This window comes from Hyphomicrobium sp., assembly GCF_009026145.1.
Classification (GTDB): Bacteria; Pseudomonadota; Alphaproteobacteria; order Rhizobiales; family Hyphomicrobiaceae; genus Hyphomicrobium_A.
This window is the reverse complement of record NZ_WBUE01000007.1, coordinates 85,262-103,407: the sequence shown is the minus strand read 5'-3', so window position 1 is coordinate 103,407 and position 18,146 is coordinate 85,262. Positions and strand designations below refer to the sequence as shown.

The following is an 18,146-nucleotide window of genomic DNA, read 5'->3' as shown; positions in this document are numbered from 1 at the left end:
GTGGTTGACCGGAGCCAGAGACGCTCTCCCGACCCTGCGGGCCACGGCCGCAGGTCCCCCTTGAGCTCTTCAGGGCCTGACGCCCAGCTTGCGCAAGCCGTGGCGCGCATACTCATGGTTGGGGTCGATTTCGAGTGCGCGGCGATAGTCGGCAATGGCTTGCTTGCGATTGCGGGCTCCGGCGAAGAGCGCGGCCCGGTTCGCCCAGGCATGCTGGTTTTGCGGGTCCGCGCGAATGGCATCGTTGTAGTCGGCGAGCGCCAGATCACGTTGCCCCCGGTTCCCGTAGATGACCCCACGGTTGTTGTAGGCCGTCGAGTGGTTAGGATCCTCCTTCACGGCTAACGTGTAGGACTCAATGGCTTTGCGATAGTTGCCGATCCTGTCGGCGATCCAGCCGATCTGGAAGTGTGCCTCCGCGTCATTCGGCTTGGCGAGAAGCGCCTGTTCGAGATCGAGAAGCGCGGGCATGAACATCGACGCATCCTTGCCGCCCTGCGCAGCCGCCTCCTGCACGCGAACCTTGCCGCGCATCAGGAAGGCAAACGCCTTGTCATCGTTGCTCGCCGACTTGTCGTTGGTAAGCAGCTCTATGACCTTGTCGTAGTCCTGGATGGCACTTTGGAAAGCTCGTCGTTTGAAGTTTAGGTGACCACGGGAGAGGTAGTACGATGCGTTCGAGGCCTCTCCCTTGATCGCGGAGTTGAGGTCGGTTATCGCGCTGTCGAAATCGCCTTTCTCCTGATGGACGAGTGAGCGGTTGAAGTAGGCGGCATACGCCTGCCCGTTGCGCGAGATGGCACGGCTGTAGTCTTCGAGCGCGTCATCGAGTTGACGCCTCGAATGGTGGGCCATGCCGCGCTGGTTGTAGTCTTCCCAGGCCGCGCTGCCCTGGCGGATGATGTCGGTGAAGTCGGCGATCGCGCTGTCGTAGTCCTTGGCCTCCATGTGGCCATAGGCTCGCCTGCGCAGAGCATCGAGCGTGGCGTCGGAGCTGACTGGGCCTGAACCTTGCCCGCCTTTGTCCTGCACATGGGCGTCGATGAGCGGAATGCCGGGTGCGATCGCCTCCGGTGGTGGCCCAGACAGTTCCGGGTACTGCAGCAGGATGCTCGGTGGAATGGGCTTGAGCGCCGCGCGCACCTTTTGCTCGATCGCTTGTGCCTCCGTCCGCTGCGCCTGGGAGAGCTGCGCATCCAGCCTCTTAACTTCCCCGGCAGCTGTTGGGTGGTCGAGTGTCCGTGCGATCTCGTAGTGGGCGCGTGCCGCAGGCAGATTGGGGCTGCCGAAGGCGCCCGACTCCCACGCATAGCCGACATTGTTCTGGCAGGCCTGCTCGGCAAAGCCCGAGCAGCGGCGCACATAGTCCATCGCGCGGGGAATGTCTTTCCAGGGCGGAGCCTTGGCGGTTCCGTGGAAGACAGCCAAGCTGTTGAGGGCATAAATGGTGTGACCCTTCTCGTACGCCCTCTTTAGCCAATCCAGGCCCTCTTGCGGACTTGGGATAAGCCCTTTCGAGAACTCATCGATGATCCAAGCGCCGAGCGTGTACTGGGCCACTGTCAGCCCGGCCTCGGCGGCCTTGCGCAGGTACTGTTCAGCCAGCTTTCCGTCGGGGGAGGCGACGCCGATACCGTCTGCCAGCACGCGCGCATAAAGCGCCATCGCCAGGACATCTCCGGCATCCGCGGCACGCTTGAAGATGTCGGCGGCTTTAGGCGGATCAAGCGTTCCGAAGTCACCGCTCATGTAGCCGAGGCCGGCAATGCGCATGGCCTGGCGGTCGTTGCTCGCCACTCCCGCCTCGATTAGCCTCTGGGCCTCGGTGGCGTTGGCGGTTATGCCTGCCCAGCCGCTTCCGAGCAGCCGTCCGAGCAAGGCTTTGGCCTGGGTGTTGCCTCCATTGACGGCCTGCCGCCACAACGCCTCTGCCGTGCGGTTGCCCTCCGCCGTGCCCTGTAGAACAAGCGCGGCGCCGCGCAACAGCGCGACGTTTGCGTCGTCACCATTGGCCTCGCGCAGTTTCTCGATCGCTCCCTCGTTGTCAGCGCGCGCAATCGCCAGCCGCGCTGCCTCGAGCCGCGGACGGTCCTCCAAGCGTGACGAGGAAAAGGCGCTTTGGTCAAAATCGATCAAGGAGTCCATGCCCAGCCGCGGGTGCTGCAGCACGTCCATAAACGGGATGCTGACGACCGTGCCGACCGTGGTCTGGGGCCCTCCCCCCGGCGTCGGGATGGTGCGGTCCGGCAGGTTTATGCCGGGAGTGATGGGTTTGGGCCTTATCGTATCCTGCTTCGTATCTGCGTCGCTCCACGGCCATTGCACCCTGTGCGGTGGGTTGATGAACATCAGGGTCACGGCGCCGATCACCGCGAAATCGACCATGCCGCGGAGGGCAAGATCGCTTTTGTAGAGATCGACGACCGTGGAGAAAAACGACTTGCGTGCCGCCTCGGTCGACAGCATGCCCTTGCCCGTGGGGGTCGTACTCGTCATGTCCCGGCTCCTCGCGCGCCTTAGCGCGACACCGTCTCATTGCCCGATGCGGCGGGTTGCTCTGCCTCGGCCGGCGGAACGGCCACGACGCGGACATCGCTGCCGTCGGCTTCGAACATCACCTCATTTGCGCCGTTCCTGCGCGCCTCGATCAGGCCGTCGGCAATCTTGTCCTCGATGTGCCGCGCGATCTCGCGCACGCCGCCTGCTGGCTTGTTCTGCGTGAACTCGTCGATCGCGCTCACAAGAATTTCTGGGTCGATGCCCTGGCCGGCGATCTCCAGGTTGTAGGATTTGGTCGCCTTTTCGATCTCGAGCGCGACGACGCGGGCGATGTCGAGGCCGGCGAGTTCGCGAAATGCGAACACGTCATCGACGCGCGAGAGAACCTCAGGCGCGAACTGCGCGTCCTGCAGCGCCGACTTAGCCAGCTTGTTGAGCTCTTCCTGTGTGATCTTGGGATCGCGAGCTAACTCCGCGATGCGGCTGCGCCCGGCATTCGTTGTCATGATGAAGATCGCTTCGTTGGTCGAATGCTTGGACCCGTCGCTGAGCTCGGTGATGAACCCATCGTTCCAGGCGGACAGAAACTGCGTCAGGATGCTGCGATGTGCCTTCTCGATCTCATCGAGAAGAACGATTGAGTTCGGAACATCGCGTAAATACCGCGGCAGGAGCCCGGGCCTGCTCGAGCCGACGTGGCCGGCAGCCGAGCCGAAGAGCGTCCACGAGGAGGCCTCGCTGCCGAACTTCGTCATGTCGATGTAATGCAGATGCTTGGGGCTGCCGTAGATCTTCTCGGCGAGAACCTGCGCCAGATACGTCTTGCCCACGCCTGGCGCGCCGGCAAAGCAGAATACGGCTATGGGCTTGTTCGGCCGCTTGGCGGCCATGCGCCGATGCAGACGCGTCACCACCGAGTCGATCACCGAGTTCTGGCCGATCACCTTGGACTTGAGGTAGCTTGCCAGCTCCACCGGATCGATCAGCGTAAGCTCGCGGCTCTTGGCCTCCCACTTGTCGGAGAGAACATCGAAGTTGGATAATCGCGCGAGCGGGTCTCTGTTCCCCGCGGTCGGCTTCTTGGCATCTCCTGTCATGACGCTTCTCCTGTCGGCGGCGGATCATCCAACCGCGGCCCGTTCGATGCGCGCCCGCTGCTCGCCTTCTTCCCCATCGTCCTCATGAACAGGGACGACGCGCACGCGGCGCCCAGTGGCCTCGAAGCGCACCCGGCGCGCGCCCGCAGCTTTGGCCTCAATCAGGCCATCTGCGATCTGGTCCTCGATCTCGCGTGCGATATCGCGCACGCCGCCTTTCGGCTTGGTCTCGGTAAAATCGTCGATGGCATCGATCAGGATCGCCGGATCAATGCCGTGCTCGGCAATCTCCAGCTGGTATTCATGCGTCTTGCGCTCCATCTCCAGCGCCACAACGCGTGCGATATCGAGCCCTGCGAGGTCGCGGAAAGCAAAGACATCATCAATGCGGGAAAGGACCTCGGGGGCGAAGGCGGCGTCGAGAAGGGCGCTCTTGATGAGTCTATTGAGGTCGTCTTGTGCGATGTCGGAATTGCGCGTCAGCTCCTTGATGCGGGCGGCCCCGGCATTGGTCGTCAGAACGAAGATCGTCTCGGTCGTGGGATACTTGGTCGAGGTGCCAAGATCCGTGACGAATCCGTCGTTCCAGGCGGAAAGGAACTGCATGTGAATGTCGCGGCTCGCCTTCTCGAACTCGTCGAGCAGGACAATAGAGTTTGGGGTATCGTGCAACGCGCGGGAGATGAGCCCCGGCTCGCCTGAACCCGCGAAGCCCGCCGGCACTCCGAAAAGCGCGGTAGCCGAGAAGCCTTCCTGAAACTTGGCCATTTCGAAAATATGCAGGTGAGCGTCGGTTCCATAGAGCTTCTCCGCCAGAACCTTGGCGAGAAATGTCTTGCCAACGGCTGGCGCGCCGGCAAAGCACATGACCGCCACTGGCTTGCCCTGTCGCCGTGCCGCTAACCGCAGGCGCAACCGCCGGGCAAGCGCATCGATCACCTCGTTCTGACCGATGACGCGCGACTTCAAGTAGTCGGAGAGCTCGGTCTCATCGATCACGGTGGGCGTCTTAGGCTCGACCTTGCGGCCGTGCTTGCCCATGGCGCGATCGATTGTCTCGAGCACGGGGGCGGGGAGGTAGCGTGCCTGGTAGGGCAGCACGCAAATCACGCCAATTGCGGACAAACCGACCAAGAACCACGCAAGCGCCGGGGATGCGCGCTCAATTATAATGACCGCGATAACGATACCGAGCCGACCAGCCCACGCCATGCCCGTCATGCCGTGGTCTCCTCTCAATCCCAGTCGAGTGGGAAGATTGTCACCCTGTCTTTGACGGGTAAAGACGAGATTTCCTGTAGGCTGAAGCGAGGTGGGGCACGTCAACTGCCTGGAGCCCGTCAGGGGGTCGGGATCCGCAGCATCTCCCCCTTTTTCAAGGGCCTGAGTGAGATCTGTGCCGCGCCGACGTAAACCGCGACGGTAATGTCCCCGCCACCGCCGTCCACAAGGCCAGTCACGGTGATGGGCAATCCCGGCACATACGGGACGGCGATCGTATACGCCTTATGGAGGAGACGTAGGTCCTGCCGGAAGCCCGCCGCCTCGAGCCGCACCCAGTCGTCGTCCTCTTGCTGGATATCCGAGAGCGTCACCCAGCCAAGCCGCAGCCTGCCGCTGGCCAGCTCCTCTCTCACTCTATCCTTCTCAGGGGCGCTCATCATCAGGCGGGCGATCGCCTGCTCGCTGTCGTTAGCGGCGACGGGCTGGACAAGGGACGTTGTCGTCGAGGCGACGGGCTGCTGACCTCCGGCAGTGGGCGTGCCGTGCTCTCCCGGCGAGCTCAATAGTCCAACGCTCACGATGGCGGCCGCCAACAATCCGATGGCGCCAGCGGCTATGAGCGCGACGTTTGCCGTAAGGTCGATGCCGCGCCCGGAGCCCGTGCCCGCTTTTTGCGATTCAGCGGCCCCATTTCTTCCGCCCTGAAACGCGGCGGGCCGAGGGCCGCCATGGCGCGACGGTTGCGTCGAAACCGGAGTGCCTGTTGTCCGCTCATCCCTGGTGGCCACGCTGGGTCTCCAGTATCTGTCGATCTCACTCGAAGATGGCTTTGATCCTAATATTATTATTGCTTATCAATCCAGCTTTGGCATTGCTCCTTATTGCTGGCGATTGCACCCTTTGGCCGGTCGATGCCGCGCTCAACCCGAGCAGAGCCGCAAGGTTGAGCCTCCATGCAAGCGCACGACCGTCTCGGGGGCATCGGGCCAGCTGCAGCCACGCCAGAGACACGTCATGCAGTTGATCGCCATCAAAGCGGAGTAATTTCCCGAGAGCCAAGGTACGGCATGAGCCGTTCCTCCCAATGGCATATTATTGCGTTCTCGGTATTGATCGCGGCGTCGGTCTTGCTGCTGCCCCAGGAGGGTGCGCGCGCTCAGGAAGCACTGCAGCCGGGAGAAGCTTACGTTACCCGATTCTCCGGGACCATCACTGAGGGCGGTCGCACCGTCATCAATACGGGCGGCACTGTCGGCAGCATCATCGACTTGCGTCCGCCGGGCGGCGCGCCGCAGGGTGAGCACTGGTGGGATGAGCTGCAGCGCACGCCGGTGACCGCCGCTCAGATCGGCCAGGTATTTGGCATTGCACTCGACGACGCTAACCCGCCGAACATCTATTTGACGGCGACCTCGGCTTTCGGCCTGCATCGAACGCCCGACAATACGAACTGGATGGCAGGCATGTGGGGACCGGGCGGCGGCCCGGGTTCCGTCTACGTGCTCGAGGTGGCGAACGGGCTCAGACCTCGGCTGCTCGCCAACATCACGCTGAACGGCCGCGCCAACACCGGCGCCGCCCTCGGCAATATCGCCTACGACCGGTGGAACAAACAGCTCTACGTATCAGACCTCGAGACCGGCATGATCCACCGGCTGCGGGCCTCTGACGGCGCCGATCTCGGCCATTACGATCACGGGGCCAGCGGCCGCGCCAATTTCTTCGACGCGACAACGGGTGCGGCAGGGACGCTCGAGCCTGTCGCGTTCGATCCGGCTTCGAAGGCGCGCGCTGGCGACTGTGCGAGCGGAGATTTCGCGCGCACGCCCTCCTGTTGGAACTTCGCCGATTTTCGCCGCCGCGTCTGGGGCGTAGGCGTGCGGCGCGATCCTGCAAGCGGCGAGGTGCGCCTGTTTTATTCCATCTGGGGCAGCCAGGGCTTTGGCAATGCCGACTTCGCCGCCTCGGGCGATGACCAGCGCAATTCGGTCTGGTCCGTGCGCATCGGCCCTGACGGTGGCATCGACACGACGAGTGTGCGCCGCGAGTTCTTTCTGCCCGATTTCTTCCGTTCGCCGGAAGCCATCGCCCGCTCCGGCCGCAGTCATCCGGTTGCGGATATTGCGTTCCCCGCCTTCGGCAGCCAGGGAGTGATGCTAGTCGCCGAGCGTGGCGGCGTGCGCAATCTCGGTCTCGATGCCGAGAGCGCCTTCGCCCGCCCGCAGGAGTCGCGCGTGCTGCGCTATGAGCTGACGCCGCAGGGCGCCTGGCGGCTCGCCGGGCGCTACGACGTCGGCTACTACGACCGCAAGGACGAAGGGCCGCCCTATTTGCGCGCCGGCTCATCAGGCGGCGTCTCCTTCGGCATGGGCTACGGCGAGAGCTGGAGCATCGACACGAACCGGCCCGACGCGTTTGTGTGGATGACCGGCGACGGCCTATGCTCGCCCAAGGGCTTGTGCTTCGACCGCAACTCCAATGCGCACAACAATGCGTCAGAGGTGCACGGGCTGCAGGGCCGCGCAGAGCAGCCCTATGAGGCGGCCGAACCCACCACCGCCTTCGAGCCCTATCCCCAGCCCGGCCCCGTTACCCCGGCAACCGGCCCCGACCGCTCTTTCTTCATCGACACCGACATCAATGTCGACGCGGGCGGCGGCGGGATCGAATCCGAATTGCGCCGCAACGACGCCACTCGTATTGGCGATGTGGAGATTTATCAGACCGCCCCAAGCCCAGAGGAGCGGCCCGAGCAAGGCCCGTGGTATGGACCGTGGGAGGAATCCTGGCCCTGGCCTGTTCCGGAAGACGAATACCCGCCGCTACCGCCCGGCGAGGCGTGGCCCGAGCTTGGCATCGATAAACAAGCCGCCGAGTGTGAGCAGGGCATACCCTGCACGCTCACGATCACAGTCACGAACCACGGTCCCGGCGTTTACAACGGACCCCTCCATATCTTGGACGCGCCGGGTGTTCCGAATGCCTTCCTCATCGGCGCCTCTGCCGGATGGACCTGCGAGCAGCCCGTCGTTCCAGGCCCGATCGGCTGCCGGCACGAGCCCGTCACGCTTGCGCCTGGTGAGAGCGTGACGCTCACGCTGACAATCGGCTGGCCACTCATCATCCTTCCCGGTGAGCCTCCGGCTGCTCTGGAGTACTGGAACTGCGCTTTCATTGTCTGGCCCGGGGCCTTGGAAGGCCCGGCGCGCATTCGAGCCATCGAGGCCGCACTCCTGCTTTTGGGTTTCAACCCAGGACCGGTTGACGGCGTTGCCGATGCCGCAACGCAGGCCGCTATCGATGCTTACCGTGCGGCTCACGGACTTCCACCCGGCGGCATCGACGACGCTCTGTTCAACTCCCTGTTCCCGGCCTCGTCTGGCCTGCCGGGCGATGGAACTGCAGACAACGACAGGGATTGCGCGCCCATCCGCATTCCGCTTGGGCCCGCTATCGTGCCTCCGGGAGGGGAGCCGCTGAATATTGAGCTGCAGCTCGAGAAACAGTCGATCGGCGTCTGCCGGCCCGGACAGCGCTGCGATTTCCGGATCACGGTCAGCAATCTCGGCACCGACAACTATGAGGGGCCGGTCGCCATAAACGACACTGCTGGCGTGATCGGAGGAGCCCTCATCGATCCGGGGTCGATCCATGCCTTGACGCCGGAGTGGACCTGCGAGCCGCATGGCGCTGGAAACGTCCGGTGTGCCCATGCTGGCCCGGTCGTCATCGAGCTTGGCCATCCCATTCATTTCGAGATCGGCGTCGATGTTCCCGCTGGCGCCGCCGGCGACACGCTGCGCAATTGCTCCTTCATTGCCTGGCCTGAAATGCCCTTGCCGGGCGCCGTCGGCGACGGCCATCCAGCCAACGATTTTGCCTGCGTCGATGCCGTCCTCGGCGAGGAAGCGGCGCCAGTCGAGCCGGCGAATGTCGAACTGCAGCTCCAAAAGGAGCGTCCTGACGAGTGCCGCCCTGGAGAAACCTGCCGCTTCCACCTTAATGTGTGCAACCTGGGGACGGCTCCGTTCGATGGACCGTTCGTCGCCGAGGACACAGCCACCGTAAATGGCACCGGTCTACCGGCCGCCTCGATCAGTTCGCCCCATCCGACTTGGAGCTGCACGCCTGCGCACGGCGATACCGCACGCTGCCAACCAGACGCTGGCACACTTCAGCTCGCACCACATACCGAATCTGGCGATTGCCACAGGATCCAGATTGCCGTCGGGCTTGCTGCCGACATCGCAGGTGACGAGCTTGAAAACTGCACCGAGATCGCATGGGGCGAAATGGCATTTCCCGGCGGGCACGATGCCAACGATGCCAACGATGCTCAATGTGTCACGGTGCCAATCGTTCGTGGCGAGGCGGCGCCCGAGCCCGAGGCCGTTGGTCTTGATCTTCAGCTCGTGAAGACCGCACCCGAATTCTGCGTGGCGGGCGAGAGCTGCAGGTTCGACATCGTGGTCACGAACAATGGACCGGAGACGTATAACGGCGCCCTGTTTCTGCAGGACATCGTGCCCGAAGGGATCGAATCTCGAGGCTTCACCATCTACACAGGACCGGGAGCGCGTTACGAATGGTGGACCAATAGCACGTTTACCGCCACCAATCCGGTCTCGATGCCTATCGACGCAAGCAGGGACTTTTTCATCAACATCCCGATCCCTGAGGACTACGCGCCCGAAACCATCACAAACTGTGCCGCCGTGATCTATCCGAGAGAGAGGATCAATATCGATAGTTGGTACTCTCTCGCAGAGATACAGCTGTCGTTTCTTGGCTATGAAGTTGGACCGATCGATATCCTGCTCGACGCTACGACCGTCAACGCGCTACGTCAGTTCCAGCGCGACCACGGACTGCCGGAAACCGGCGCCTTGGATGCGGCGACGCTCGCTGCCCTGTTCCCGGACTCGCTTGGTGCCCCCGAGGGAGACCGCAACAATGCCAACAATCGGAGTTGTGTCGAGGTCGAGGTCCGCCGGCCTGGCCACGATCTAGCGCCAGAGGGCGACACCACGTGCCAGCGCGGCGCCGCCTGCACACTCAATGTCCGCATCAGGAACAAGGGCAACAAGCAGTTTGAAGGGAGCGCCGGCCTGAAGGGCACGCTCTCGCCTGCGGTATCGATCACCAGCGCCACGGGGGAGACATCCGGCCTCACCTGCAACGTCACGGGTACTGGTGCCTATGCGTGCCAAGGCGAGCATCTCAGCATCAAGCCCGGCGATGCTGCGCGGCTGAAGCTCGTCATCAATATCCCCGCAGACTTCGCGCCGGACAAGATCACGCACGTCAAGGAAATGGTGTGGCCTGACAGCAAGGTGAAAGACAGGAATCCGGCGAACGACCGGCACGAGAGCATCATCACCATCCCAGGCGCGGAGGAGCCGGAGCCACGTTGCGCGGCCGGCTGGTCAGAGGTCAACCGTGACAAGGCCAAGGCTCTGCGTGCCCAGGGCTGGGAGATCAGGGAGGTCACCAGCGCAGGCAAGACTATCCTCTGCGCCAAGGCGCCCCCGCCACCGCAATGCATCGGTGGGCGCGTGGTGGACGGCCAATGCGAATGCCCGAAGGGCACCGAGCGCAGGCAGACCGCAACCAATGCTTTCCGTTGCGTCGAGATCGCGCCGCCACCGCGCTGCGAGACGGGCTGGTCAGAGGTCAACCGCGACAAGGCCAAGGCTCTACGTGCCCGGGGCTGGGAGATCAGGGAGGTCACCAGCGCGGGCACGACCATCCTCTGCGCCAAGGCGCCCCCGCCGCCGCAATGCGTGGGTGGGCGCGTTGTGGAGGGCCAATGCGAATGCCCGAAGGGCACCGAGCGCAAACAGACCGCCGCTAACGCCTTCACGTGCGTGACGCCCCCGCCGCCGATCACATGCACCGGCGGCAGCGTCCGGGACGGCCAGTGCATCTGCCCGAAGGGCACCGAGCGCAAGCAGACCGCAACCAATGCCTTCAGCTGCGTGAAAACCGCGCCGCCCCCACGCTGCGACGCGGGCTGGTCCGAGGTCGACCGCAACAGAGCCAAGGTCCTCGTCGCACAAGGCTGGCAGATCAGAGAGGTCACGAGCGGTGGCCAAAGCATCCTTTGTGCTAGAGCGCCCTCGCTCACGTGCTCGGGCGGGCATGTGCAAGATGGCCGGTGCATCTGCCCGAAAGGCACCGAGCGCAAGCAGACCGCAACCAACGCCTTCAGCTGCGTGAAGACCACGCCGTCGCTGACCTGCATCGGCGGCAGTGTCGTTAGCGGCCAATGCATCTGCCCGAAGGGCACCACGCGCAAACAGACTGCAACCAATGCCTTCAGTTGCGTGAAGACCTCACCGCCCCCGCCGGCGCTGATCTGCTCCGGTGGCACGGTGCAAGGCGGCAAATGCATCTGCCCGAAGGGGACCGTTAGGCAAACCGTCGGCAAGAATCAATTCCGCTGCAGCAAAGCGCCGAGCAAGAAATGACGGTGCAGACCAAGGCCATGCTTGGCGTCTGGAAAGGCATGGCCTGCTACGGCAATGCCCCTGACAGTGGTCTCCTCAGGGTCAGTGTCTTCAGCAGCCGTCAGTAGGAGGGTCCGCTCAGCACTGACCGTGAACATTCTTGTCTTCGACGAGACATAACGGGGTTGCGATCTTTGGCGGTCCCTACGGGAGTCGAACCCGTCTTTCAAGATTGAAAATCTCGCGTCCTAACCGATAGACGAAGGGACCGGCAGGGCCACCCGTATAGGGACGTTTGGCGCCCCACGCAAGCAACGCCCCGCTGCGCGATTGCGCGCAGCCGGCTATCCTAGCAAGGCGCCGATCTGCGCGGCGAATGCACGGCCATAAGCCTTGCGGGAGTAAGCCATGCATCCCATCGCCAGGAGCCTCCTCGGCCTCATCGCCGGACTCCTTACCGTCATCCTCATCGACCGCTTCCTGTGGCCCGGAACGCTGCGGCCCGCCGCCATCGGCGTCGTTGTCGCCGTCATCGTCTTGGGGATGCTTGGGCGGCGCGGCCGCGCCGCCTGAGGCGCAGCGGGGTCAACCCTGGCGGTGCGGATCGGCAGCGTCCTCGATGTGCACCTCGAGCCGCTCGCGCCCGTTGAAGGCGGAGCGCTTGACCGAGCCGGCGACGTGCAGCGGCAGTCCGCCGGAGCCCAGCAGCATGTCACCCAGCGGCTCGCCCGCGGCGCGGAAGGCGATGCCTTCGAGCTTGGCGCCATCGGCCGATTGCAGCACGCAGCGCACATGGCTCTCGCCGACGACCTTGGCAAACTTCACCTGCGTCGCCGGAAAGGCGAAACGCGGAGCCGGGTTGCCCTGCCCGTACGGACCGACGCGGGCGATGAGGTCGATGAGCTCGTCCGTCACCCCGGCCGGCGTCAGTGCGCCATCGATGTCGAGCGCGGCGCGCTCGCGCGCTTGCCCCACGCTTGCGGCGAGCTGAGCATTGAGGAACTCCTCCAGCGCGGCGACATTGGCCCGCGTCACGGTCAAGCCCGCCGCCATGGCGTGGCCGCCGCCCTTGACGAGATGGCCGGCGGCGACGGCGGCGCGCACCGCGCTGCCGATATCGGCGCCCGACACCGAGCGCAACGAGCCGGTGCCGTCGCCGCCCGTCTCCTCGTTCCAGGCGATGACGCACGAGGGAAGCCGGAAGCGCTCGGTCAGGCGGCTGGCGACCAGCCCCACGACGCCCTTGTGCCAGCTATGCGAGCCGAGCATGAGCAACGCCGCGTCGGGACGTGCGGAAAGGCGCGCCTCCGCCTCGGCCAGCGCCTCCTCCAACATCTGCTTCTCGAGCGCGCGCCGCTCCTTGTTCAGCCTGTCGAGCAGCACGGCGATGCGCGCCGCCTCCACCTCGTCCTCGCCGGCCAGCAGTCGCGAGCCGAGCGCGGCGTCGCCGATGCGCCCGCCTGCGTTGATGCGCGGTCCCAGGATGAAGCCGAGATGGTACGGCGTCGGCGGCTCGTTGAGACCCGCTGCGTCGATCAACGCCTTGACGCCCTTGTTGCGCCGCCAGCGCATGACCTGCAAGCCTTGCGTAACGTAGGCGCGGTTGAGGCCGGTAAGCGGCACCACGTCGGCAACCGTGGCCAGCGCCACGAGATCGAGCTCGGCCATGAGGTCCGGCTCCGTCCTGCCCTCCGCATAGAAACCCCGGCGCCGCAATTCGCGCGTCGTCGCGACCAGCACCAGGAAGGCGACGCCGGCCGCGCACAGGTGCCCGAGCCCCGACACATCGTCCTGCCGGTTGGGATTGACCACGGCGCAGGCGCGCGGCAACACCTCGTCCGCCTGATGATGATCGATGACGATGACGTCGCAGCCGAGCTCGCCGGCGCGCGCCAACGGCTCGGCGCTGGTCGTACCGCAGTCGACGGTGACGATGAGCTGCGCGCCGTCCTTGACGAGCGCCTCGATGGCTGCCGGGTTCGGGCCATAGCCCTCGAACAGCCGGTCGGGGATGTAGATGCGCGCCGACACCCCGTGATGCGCCAAGAAGCGGGACAGCAGCGCCGCGGAAGCGGCGCCGTCGACGTCGTAGTCGCCGAAAATCGCCACCGACTGCCGCTTCTCGATGGCGTCGGCCAGGCGCGCCGCGGCAGCATCCATGTCGCGCACGCTGGAGGGATCCGGCATCAGTGCCTTCAGCGTCGGATTGAGCACCACCGGGACATCGTCGACCGAAACGCCGCGCGCCGCCAGCACGCGACCTAAAAGCTCCGGAAGGCCGTGCCGCTGGCTGATTGCCCCAGCGCGCAACTGCGCCTCGCCGGCCAGCCGCTCGCGCCAGGCGAGGCCACGCGCCGAAGCGGCGACGCCAAGAAACGGTGTCGCGGCCGCCGCTTCGTCCCGCCGCCTGCGCGCCGCGACCATGCCCTGCCCCCGATTTGATTCGCCTCCGGCGAAGTTGATCATCGGCGCGCCGAGTTGGCGATACGAGGGCGCCGCTTATCCACAGCCTCGCCTAGCTGCGGTAATGCCGCCAGAGGCGCAAGAGCGTGCGGTGGATCTCGTCCGGCTCCTGGTTGAACGGCTCCAGGTTGACGCCGACCACGTTCGAGCGCGCCATCGACCACGGCAGCCGCATCAACGAGCGATAGAAGGGCTGCTTGCGCCAGTCGGCGACGAGCGCGCTCGACAGGCGCTCCTTGAGCGCGATCTGCAGCTCGTGGATGGTGCTCGCCCGCACGGCGACCTCGACGAGCTCGATGCGATCGATGGCCCGCCAGCGGATGAGCCCGAGGCCCTGAATGAAGATGCCGTACTGGTTGGCGCCCATGGCGGGGCGCCGTTCGAGCAGAGGCACGTTGTAGTAGGTCACCCCCGCGGCAGCGACCCCCAGCACCAGCCACAACGTGCTGCCCGTCACCAGCGCGGCAGCCAGCATCGCCGCGGCGAGCAAGGCGATCACGTAGACAGGTGCCTGGATCTCCTCACCGCCGTAGGTGACCGAGTAGCCTCCGGCATCGCGCTCGTCCACGCTTGCCCCCTTCGGAAGACGCGCCCGCGTTGAGGCACCATTCTTCAGGAATGCCCGCGCCTGTTCAAGGCGCATCGCGCCAGCTTAGGCGCCGAAGCGCCCGGCGATATCGCGACACTTCGACTTGATGCGCCGTACGGTGCCCGTCTTCGAGCGCATGACGACCGAATCGACCTCGGCGAACTCGCCGTGGAAGCGCACGCCGTCGAGCAGCGAGCCATCCGTGACGCCGGCGGCGGCGAAGATCACGTCGCCGGCCGCCATGTCCTCGAGCTTGAACTTGCGGCTGATATCGACGATGCCCATGGACGCAGCCCGGGCGCGCTCGTCGTCGTTGGTCGGCATCAAGCGCCCTTGGATCTGCCCACCGATGCAGCGCAGCGCCGCCGCGGCCAGCACGCCCTCGGGCGCGCCGCCGGAGCCAAGATAGATGTCGATGCCGGTCTTCTCGGGGTCGGTGGTCCAGATGACGCCGGCGATATCGCCGTCGGGAATGAGCTGGATCGCCGCGCCGGCAGCACGCACCGCGGCAATGAGCTCGGCGTGACGCGGCCGGTCGAGGATGCAGGCCGTGATGTCGGACACCGGCACGCCCTTGGCCTTGGCGAGAGCGGCGATGTTATCGCCCGGCGACGCGTCGAGATCGACGAGGCCCGGCGCATAGCCGGGGCCGATGGCGATCTTGTTCATGTACATGTCGGGGGCGTGCAACAGGCCGCCGCGCTCCGACATGGCGAGCACGGCGAGCGCATTCGGCATCGCCTTGGCGCAGATGGTCGTGCCTTCCAGCGGATCGACGGCGATATCGACCTCCGGGCCCTCCCCCGAGCCCACTTTCTCGCCGATGTAGAGCATCGGCGCCTCGTCCATCTCGCCTTCGCCGATGACGACGGTGCCGCGAATGGCAAGCTTGGTGAGCTCGCGGCGCATGGCATCGACCGCCGCCTTGTCCGCCGCCTTCTCGGCGCCGCGCCCGCGCAGGCGCGCAGCAGCGATCGCCGCCGCCTCGGTGACGCGCGTCACCTCGAGTACCAGCACGCGGTCGAGGCCAGAATTGCCGCACACCTCTGTCATCGCCCCACTCCTCCCCCGGCTAGAGCTCATCGCCTTCACCGAGCTTCTCGATGCGTATCACCTGCGGACGCTCCGAAACCTTGCCGTCCTGCTCGATCGCCTCGACCGCCTGGCGGATCGCCTCCTCGGTCGTCTCGTGCGTGATCATGACGACGAGAGCCGGGGCGCCGGGCTTCAACCGCGCACCGATGCCGGGCAGCGCCGAGCGCGGGCGCCGCTGCACGATGCTCTCGATCGACACCTCGCGATCTCCCATGCGCTTGGCGATCGCCGCCATTGCACCGGGGCGATCGTAGACCGAAAGCCGCACATAGTAAGCGCCTTGGTGCGCACCGAGCTTCGATTTCGTATAGCGCTTTAGGCTACCTGTGCGCGTGACCAGTGGCGGCATGACGGTGCCGCGGGCGATATCGAGGATGTCACTGGCCACCGCCGAGGCTGTGGCGCGACCGCCGGCGCCGGGGCCGATGAGCAGCAGGCTATTGCAGAAGTCGGCGTCGATTGCCACCGCGTTGGTGGCCCCCGATACCTCGGCGATGGCCGAGTGCTTCGGCACCATGGCGGGGTGCACGCGCGCCTCGATGCCGCCCACGGTGCGCGCTGCGACGCCCAAGAGCTTGATGCGGTAGCCCATGTCCTCGGCCGCCTCGATGTCGGCCTCGGTGATCGACTGGATGCCTTCGACGTCGACCTGCTCGAAGTCGATCTCGGTGCCGAAGGCGAGGCTGGTCAGGATGGCGAGCTTGTGCGCCGTGTCGAAACCGCCGATGTCGAAGGTCGGGTCGGCCTCGGCGTAGCCGAGCTGCTGCGCCTCCTTGAGCGCCTCGGCGAACGAGCGGTGCTCGTCGGTCATGGTCGACAGGATGTAGTTGCAGGTGCCGTTGAGGATGCCGTAAACGCGGCGCACCTCGTTGGCGGCGAGCGACTCGCGCAGCGTCTTGATGACGGGAATGCCGCCCGCCACCGCCGCCTCGAAGTTGAGCGCGACCCCCTTCTCCTCGGCCAGCTTGGCGAGCTCGACGCCGTGCTTGGCCAGCAGGGCCTTGTTGGCCGTGACGACGTGCTTGCCGGCCTTCAGCGCCGCCTCGACCGCGTCCTTGGCGACACCGTCCGAGCCGCCGATGAGCTCGACGAACGCCTCGATGCTCGCATCCTTCGCCAGCGCCACCGGATCGTCGAACCAGGCGATGCCGGCCGTGTCGACGCCGCGCTTCTTGTTCTTCGACCGCGCCGAGATGCCAACGACCTTCAGCGGCCGGCCAGCGCGCTCGGCGAGGCGCTCCTTGTGCACTTGGAGCAGCTCAAGCAGGCCAGCGCCGACAGTGCCAAGGCCGGCAATGCCCAGGGTCAGAGGCTTTTGCATTGGAAACGCGAGGAGTTAGCGGCTGGCTTTGTGCTGAATCGGGATCACGTTATGCATCGTTTCCGGGGCCTGGGCGAGGAACTTTTTGAGGTTGCGGGCGGCCTGCCGGATGCGATGCTCGTTCTCGACCAGGGCGATGCGGATGAAGCCCTCGCCGTATTCGCCGAAGCCGAGGCCCGGCGAGACGGCGATGCTCGCCTTCTCGATCAACAACTTGGCGAACTCGACCGAGCCCAGCTCCTTGAACGGCTCCGGGACCGGCGCCCAGGCGAACATCGTCGCCGGCGGGGGCGGGATGTGCCAGCCGGCTCGCCCGAAGGACTCGACGAGGCAGTCGCGGCGGCTGTGATAGGTGGCGCGGATCTCCTCGACGCACTCCTGCGGCCCGTTGAGCGCCGCCGCCGCCGCCACTTGGATGGGCGTGAAGGCACCGTAGTCGAGATACGACTTGATGCGTGCAAGCGCCGCAATGAGCCGCTCGTTGCCCACCGCAAAGCCCATGCGCCAACCCGGCATGTTGTAGGTCTTCGACAGCGAGGTGAACTCGACGGCGATATCGATGGCGCCCGGCACCTGCAGCACCGAGGGTGGCGGGTTGCCGTCGAAGTAGATCTCCGCATACGCGATGTCGGACAACACGATCAGATCGAGCCGCTTCGCCAGCTCGATGGCGTCCTTGTAGAAATCGAGGTCGGCGATCATCGCCGTCGGGTTGGACGGGTACGACAGCACCAGCGCTAAGGGCTTGGGGATGGTGTGCTTGCAGGCGCGCTCGACGAGGCGCAGGAACTCCTCGCCCGTCGACGCCGGCAGATGGCGGATGGCGGCGCCCGACAACAAGAACCCGAACTCGTGGATCGGGTACGTCGGGTTCGGCACCAGGATCACATCGCCGGGCGCGGTGATGGCCTGCGCCATGTTGGCGAAGCCCTCCTTCGAGCCCATGGTGGCGACAATCTGCGTCTCGGGGTCGAGCTTCACGCCGAAGCGCCGCTCGTAGTAGGCGGCTTGCGCACGCCTCAGCCCCGGAATGCCCTTCGAGGCCGAGTAGCGGTGCGTGCGCGGCTTGGCGATGGTCTCGACCAGCTTGTCGACGATGTGCTGCGGCGTCGGCATGTCGGGGTTACCCATGCCGAGGTCGATGATGTCGGCGCCGCGTGCGCGGGCCGCCGCCTTCAGCCGGTTGACCTCGGCAAAAACGTACGGCGGCAAGCGCTTGATGCGGTGGAAGTCCTCGTGCACGGGACGCCTCTTCCTGGACGTGTGAATGGGCGGAGTGGCGGGCAGGCCGTTAAGCAACGCTGCCCGCGAGACCGGGCCCCGTGTTTACGCCCTGCCGGCGCCCTCCGTCCAGACCTCTAGCCCAACCGACCGCCATCCCGGCGGCCGATGTGACCAATGGCGATCGA

At 65.4% G+C, this 18,146-nt stretch carries 11 protein-coding genes and 1 tRNA gene; 2 read left to right on the top strand and 10 right to left on the bottom strand.

Annotation, left to right across the window (positions count from 1 at the left end; all coding sequences use genetic code 11):
• Window positions 1–69: 69 nt before the first annotated feature.
• The 4 genes from F9K20_RS08110 to F9K20_RS08095 all read right to left on the bottom strand — a co-directional run bounded on the left by F9K20_RS08110 (window position 70) and on the right by F9K20_RS08095 (window position 5,413).
• Window positions 70–2,496, bottom strand: a complete 2,427-nt coding sequence (locus F9K20_RS08110; protein ID WP_290999719.1) for a tetratricopeptide repeat protein — start codon at window positions 2,494–2,496, stop codon at window positions 70–72.
• Between the two features lie 20 nt (window positions 2,497–2,516).
• Window positions 2,517–3,596 (bottom strand): AAA family ATPase, encoded by a 1,080-nt coding sequence (locus F9K20_RS08105; protein ID WP_290999717.1) that lies wholly within the window; start codon window positions 3,594–3,596, stop codon window positions 2,517–2,519.
• Window positions 3,597–3,620: 24 nt separating this feature from the next.
• Entirely contained in the window at window positions 3,621–4,697 is a 1,077-nt protein-coding gene (locus F9K20_RS08100; RefSeq protein WP_290999714.1) for an AAA family ATPase, read from the bottom strand.
• 239 nt (window positions 4,698–4,936) lie between these two features.
• Window positions 4,937–5,413 (bottom strand): hypothetical protein, encoded by a 477-nt coding sequence (locus F9K20_RS08095; protein WP_290999711.1) that lies wholly within the window; start codon window positions 5,411–5,413, stop codon window positions 4,937–4,939.
• 474 nt (window positions 5,414–5,887) lie between these two features.
• Here F9K20_RS08095 and F9K20_RS08090 point away from each other — a divergent pair, with 474 nt between their 5' ends.
• Window positions 5,888–11,290 (top strand): peptidoglycan-binding protein, encoded by a 5,403-nt coding sequence (locus tag F9K20_RS08090; RefSeq protein ID WP_290999708.1) that lies wholly within the window; start codon window positions 5,888–5,890, stop codon window positions 11,288–11,290.
• Between the two features lie 174 nt (window positions 11,291–11,464).
• Here F9K20_RS08090 and F9K20_RS08085 read toward each other — a convergent pair.
• A tRNA-Glu gene (locus F9K20_RS08085) sits at window positions 11,465–11,539 on the bottom strand.
• Window positions 11,540–11,677: 138 nt separating this feature from the next.
• Here F9K20_RS08085 and F9K20_RS08080 point away from each other — a divergent pair.
• Complete coding sequence (locus tag F9K20_RS08080) at window positions 11,678–11,842, top strand: hypothetical protein (protein ID WP_290999705.1); 165 nt, start codon at window positions 11,678–11,680, stop codon at window positions 11,840–11,842.
• A gap of 12 nt (window positions 11,843–11,854) precedes the next feature.
• Here F9K20_RS08080 and recJ read toward each other — a convergent pair whose 3' ends face one another.
• The 5 genes from recJ to F9K20_RS08055 all read right to left on the bottom strand — a co-directional run bounded on the left by recJ (window position 11,855) and on the right by F9K20_RS08055 (window position 17,979).
• A complete protein-coding gene (gene recJ / locus F9K20_RS08075; protein WP_290999702.1) occupies window positions 11,855–13,693 on the bottom strand; it encodes a single-stranded-DNA-specific exonuclease RecJ in 1,839 nt (612 codons plus the stop codon).
• A 91-nt stretch (window positions 13,694–13,784) separates the two neighbouring features.
• Entirely contained in the window at window positions 13,785–14,300 is a 516-nt protein-coding gene (locus tag F9K20_RS08070) for a hypothetical protein (protein WP_290999700.1), read from the bottom strand.
• 84 nt (window positions 14,301–14,384) lie between these two features.
• The gene (glpX, locus tag F9K20_RS08065) at window positions 14,385–15,374 is read right to left on the bottom strand and encodes a class II fructose-bisphosphatase (RefSeq protein WP_290999698.1); all 990 of its coding nucleotides are present in this window, start codon (window positions 15,372–15,374) and stop codon (window positions 14,385–14,387) included.
• Window positions 15,375–15,393: 19 nt separating this feature from the next.
• On the bottom strand, window positions 15,394–16,737 hold the full coding sequence (locus F9K20_RS08060) for a homoserine dehydrogenase (RefSeq protein ID WP_290999696.1): 1,344 nt from the start codon (window positions 16,735–16,737) through the stop codon (window positions 15,394–15,396).
• 15 nt (window positions 16,738–16,752) lie between these two features.
• Entirely contained in the window at window positions 16,753–17,979 is a 1,227-nt protein-coding gene (locus F9K20_RS08055) for an LL-diaminopimelate aminotransferase (RefSeq protein WP_290999694.1), read from the bottom strand.
• Window positions 17,980–18,146: the final 167 nt, after the last annotated feature.

Bases quoted from the DNA above. Each gene is read 5' to 3' on its own strand.
- F9K20_RS08110 (WP_290999719.1), bottom strand. From the start codon at position 2,496: ATGACGAGTACGACCCCCACGGGCAAGGGCATGCTGTCGACCGAGGCG.
- F9K20_RS08105 (WP_290999717.1), bottom strand. From the start codon at position 3,596: ATGACAGGAGATGCCAAGAAGCCGACCGCGGGGAACAGAGACCCGCTC.
- F9K20_RS08090 (WP_290999708.1), top strand. From the start codon at position 5,888: ATGAGCCGTTCCTCCCAATGGCATATTATTGCGTTCTCGGTATTGATC.
- F9K20_RS08080 (WP_290999705.1), top strand. From the start codon at position 11,678: ATGCATCCCATCGCCAGGAGCCTCCTCGGCCTCATCGCCGGACTCCTT.
- recJ (WP_290999702.1), bottom strand. From the start codon at position 13,693: ATGGTCGCGGCGCGCAGGCGGCGGGACGAAGCGGCGGCCGCGACACCG.
- glpX (WP_290999698.1), bottom strand. From the start codon at position 15,374: ATGACAGAGGTGTGCGGCAATTCTGGCCTCGACCGCGTGCTGGTACTC.
- F9K20_RS08060 (WP_290999696.1), bottom strand. From the start codon at position 16,737: ATGCAAAAGCCTCTGACCCTGGGCATTGCCGGCCTTGGCACTGTCGGC.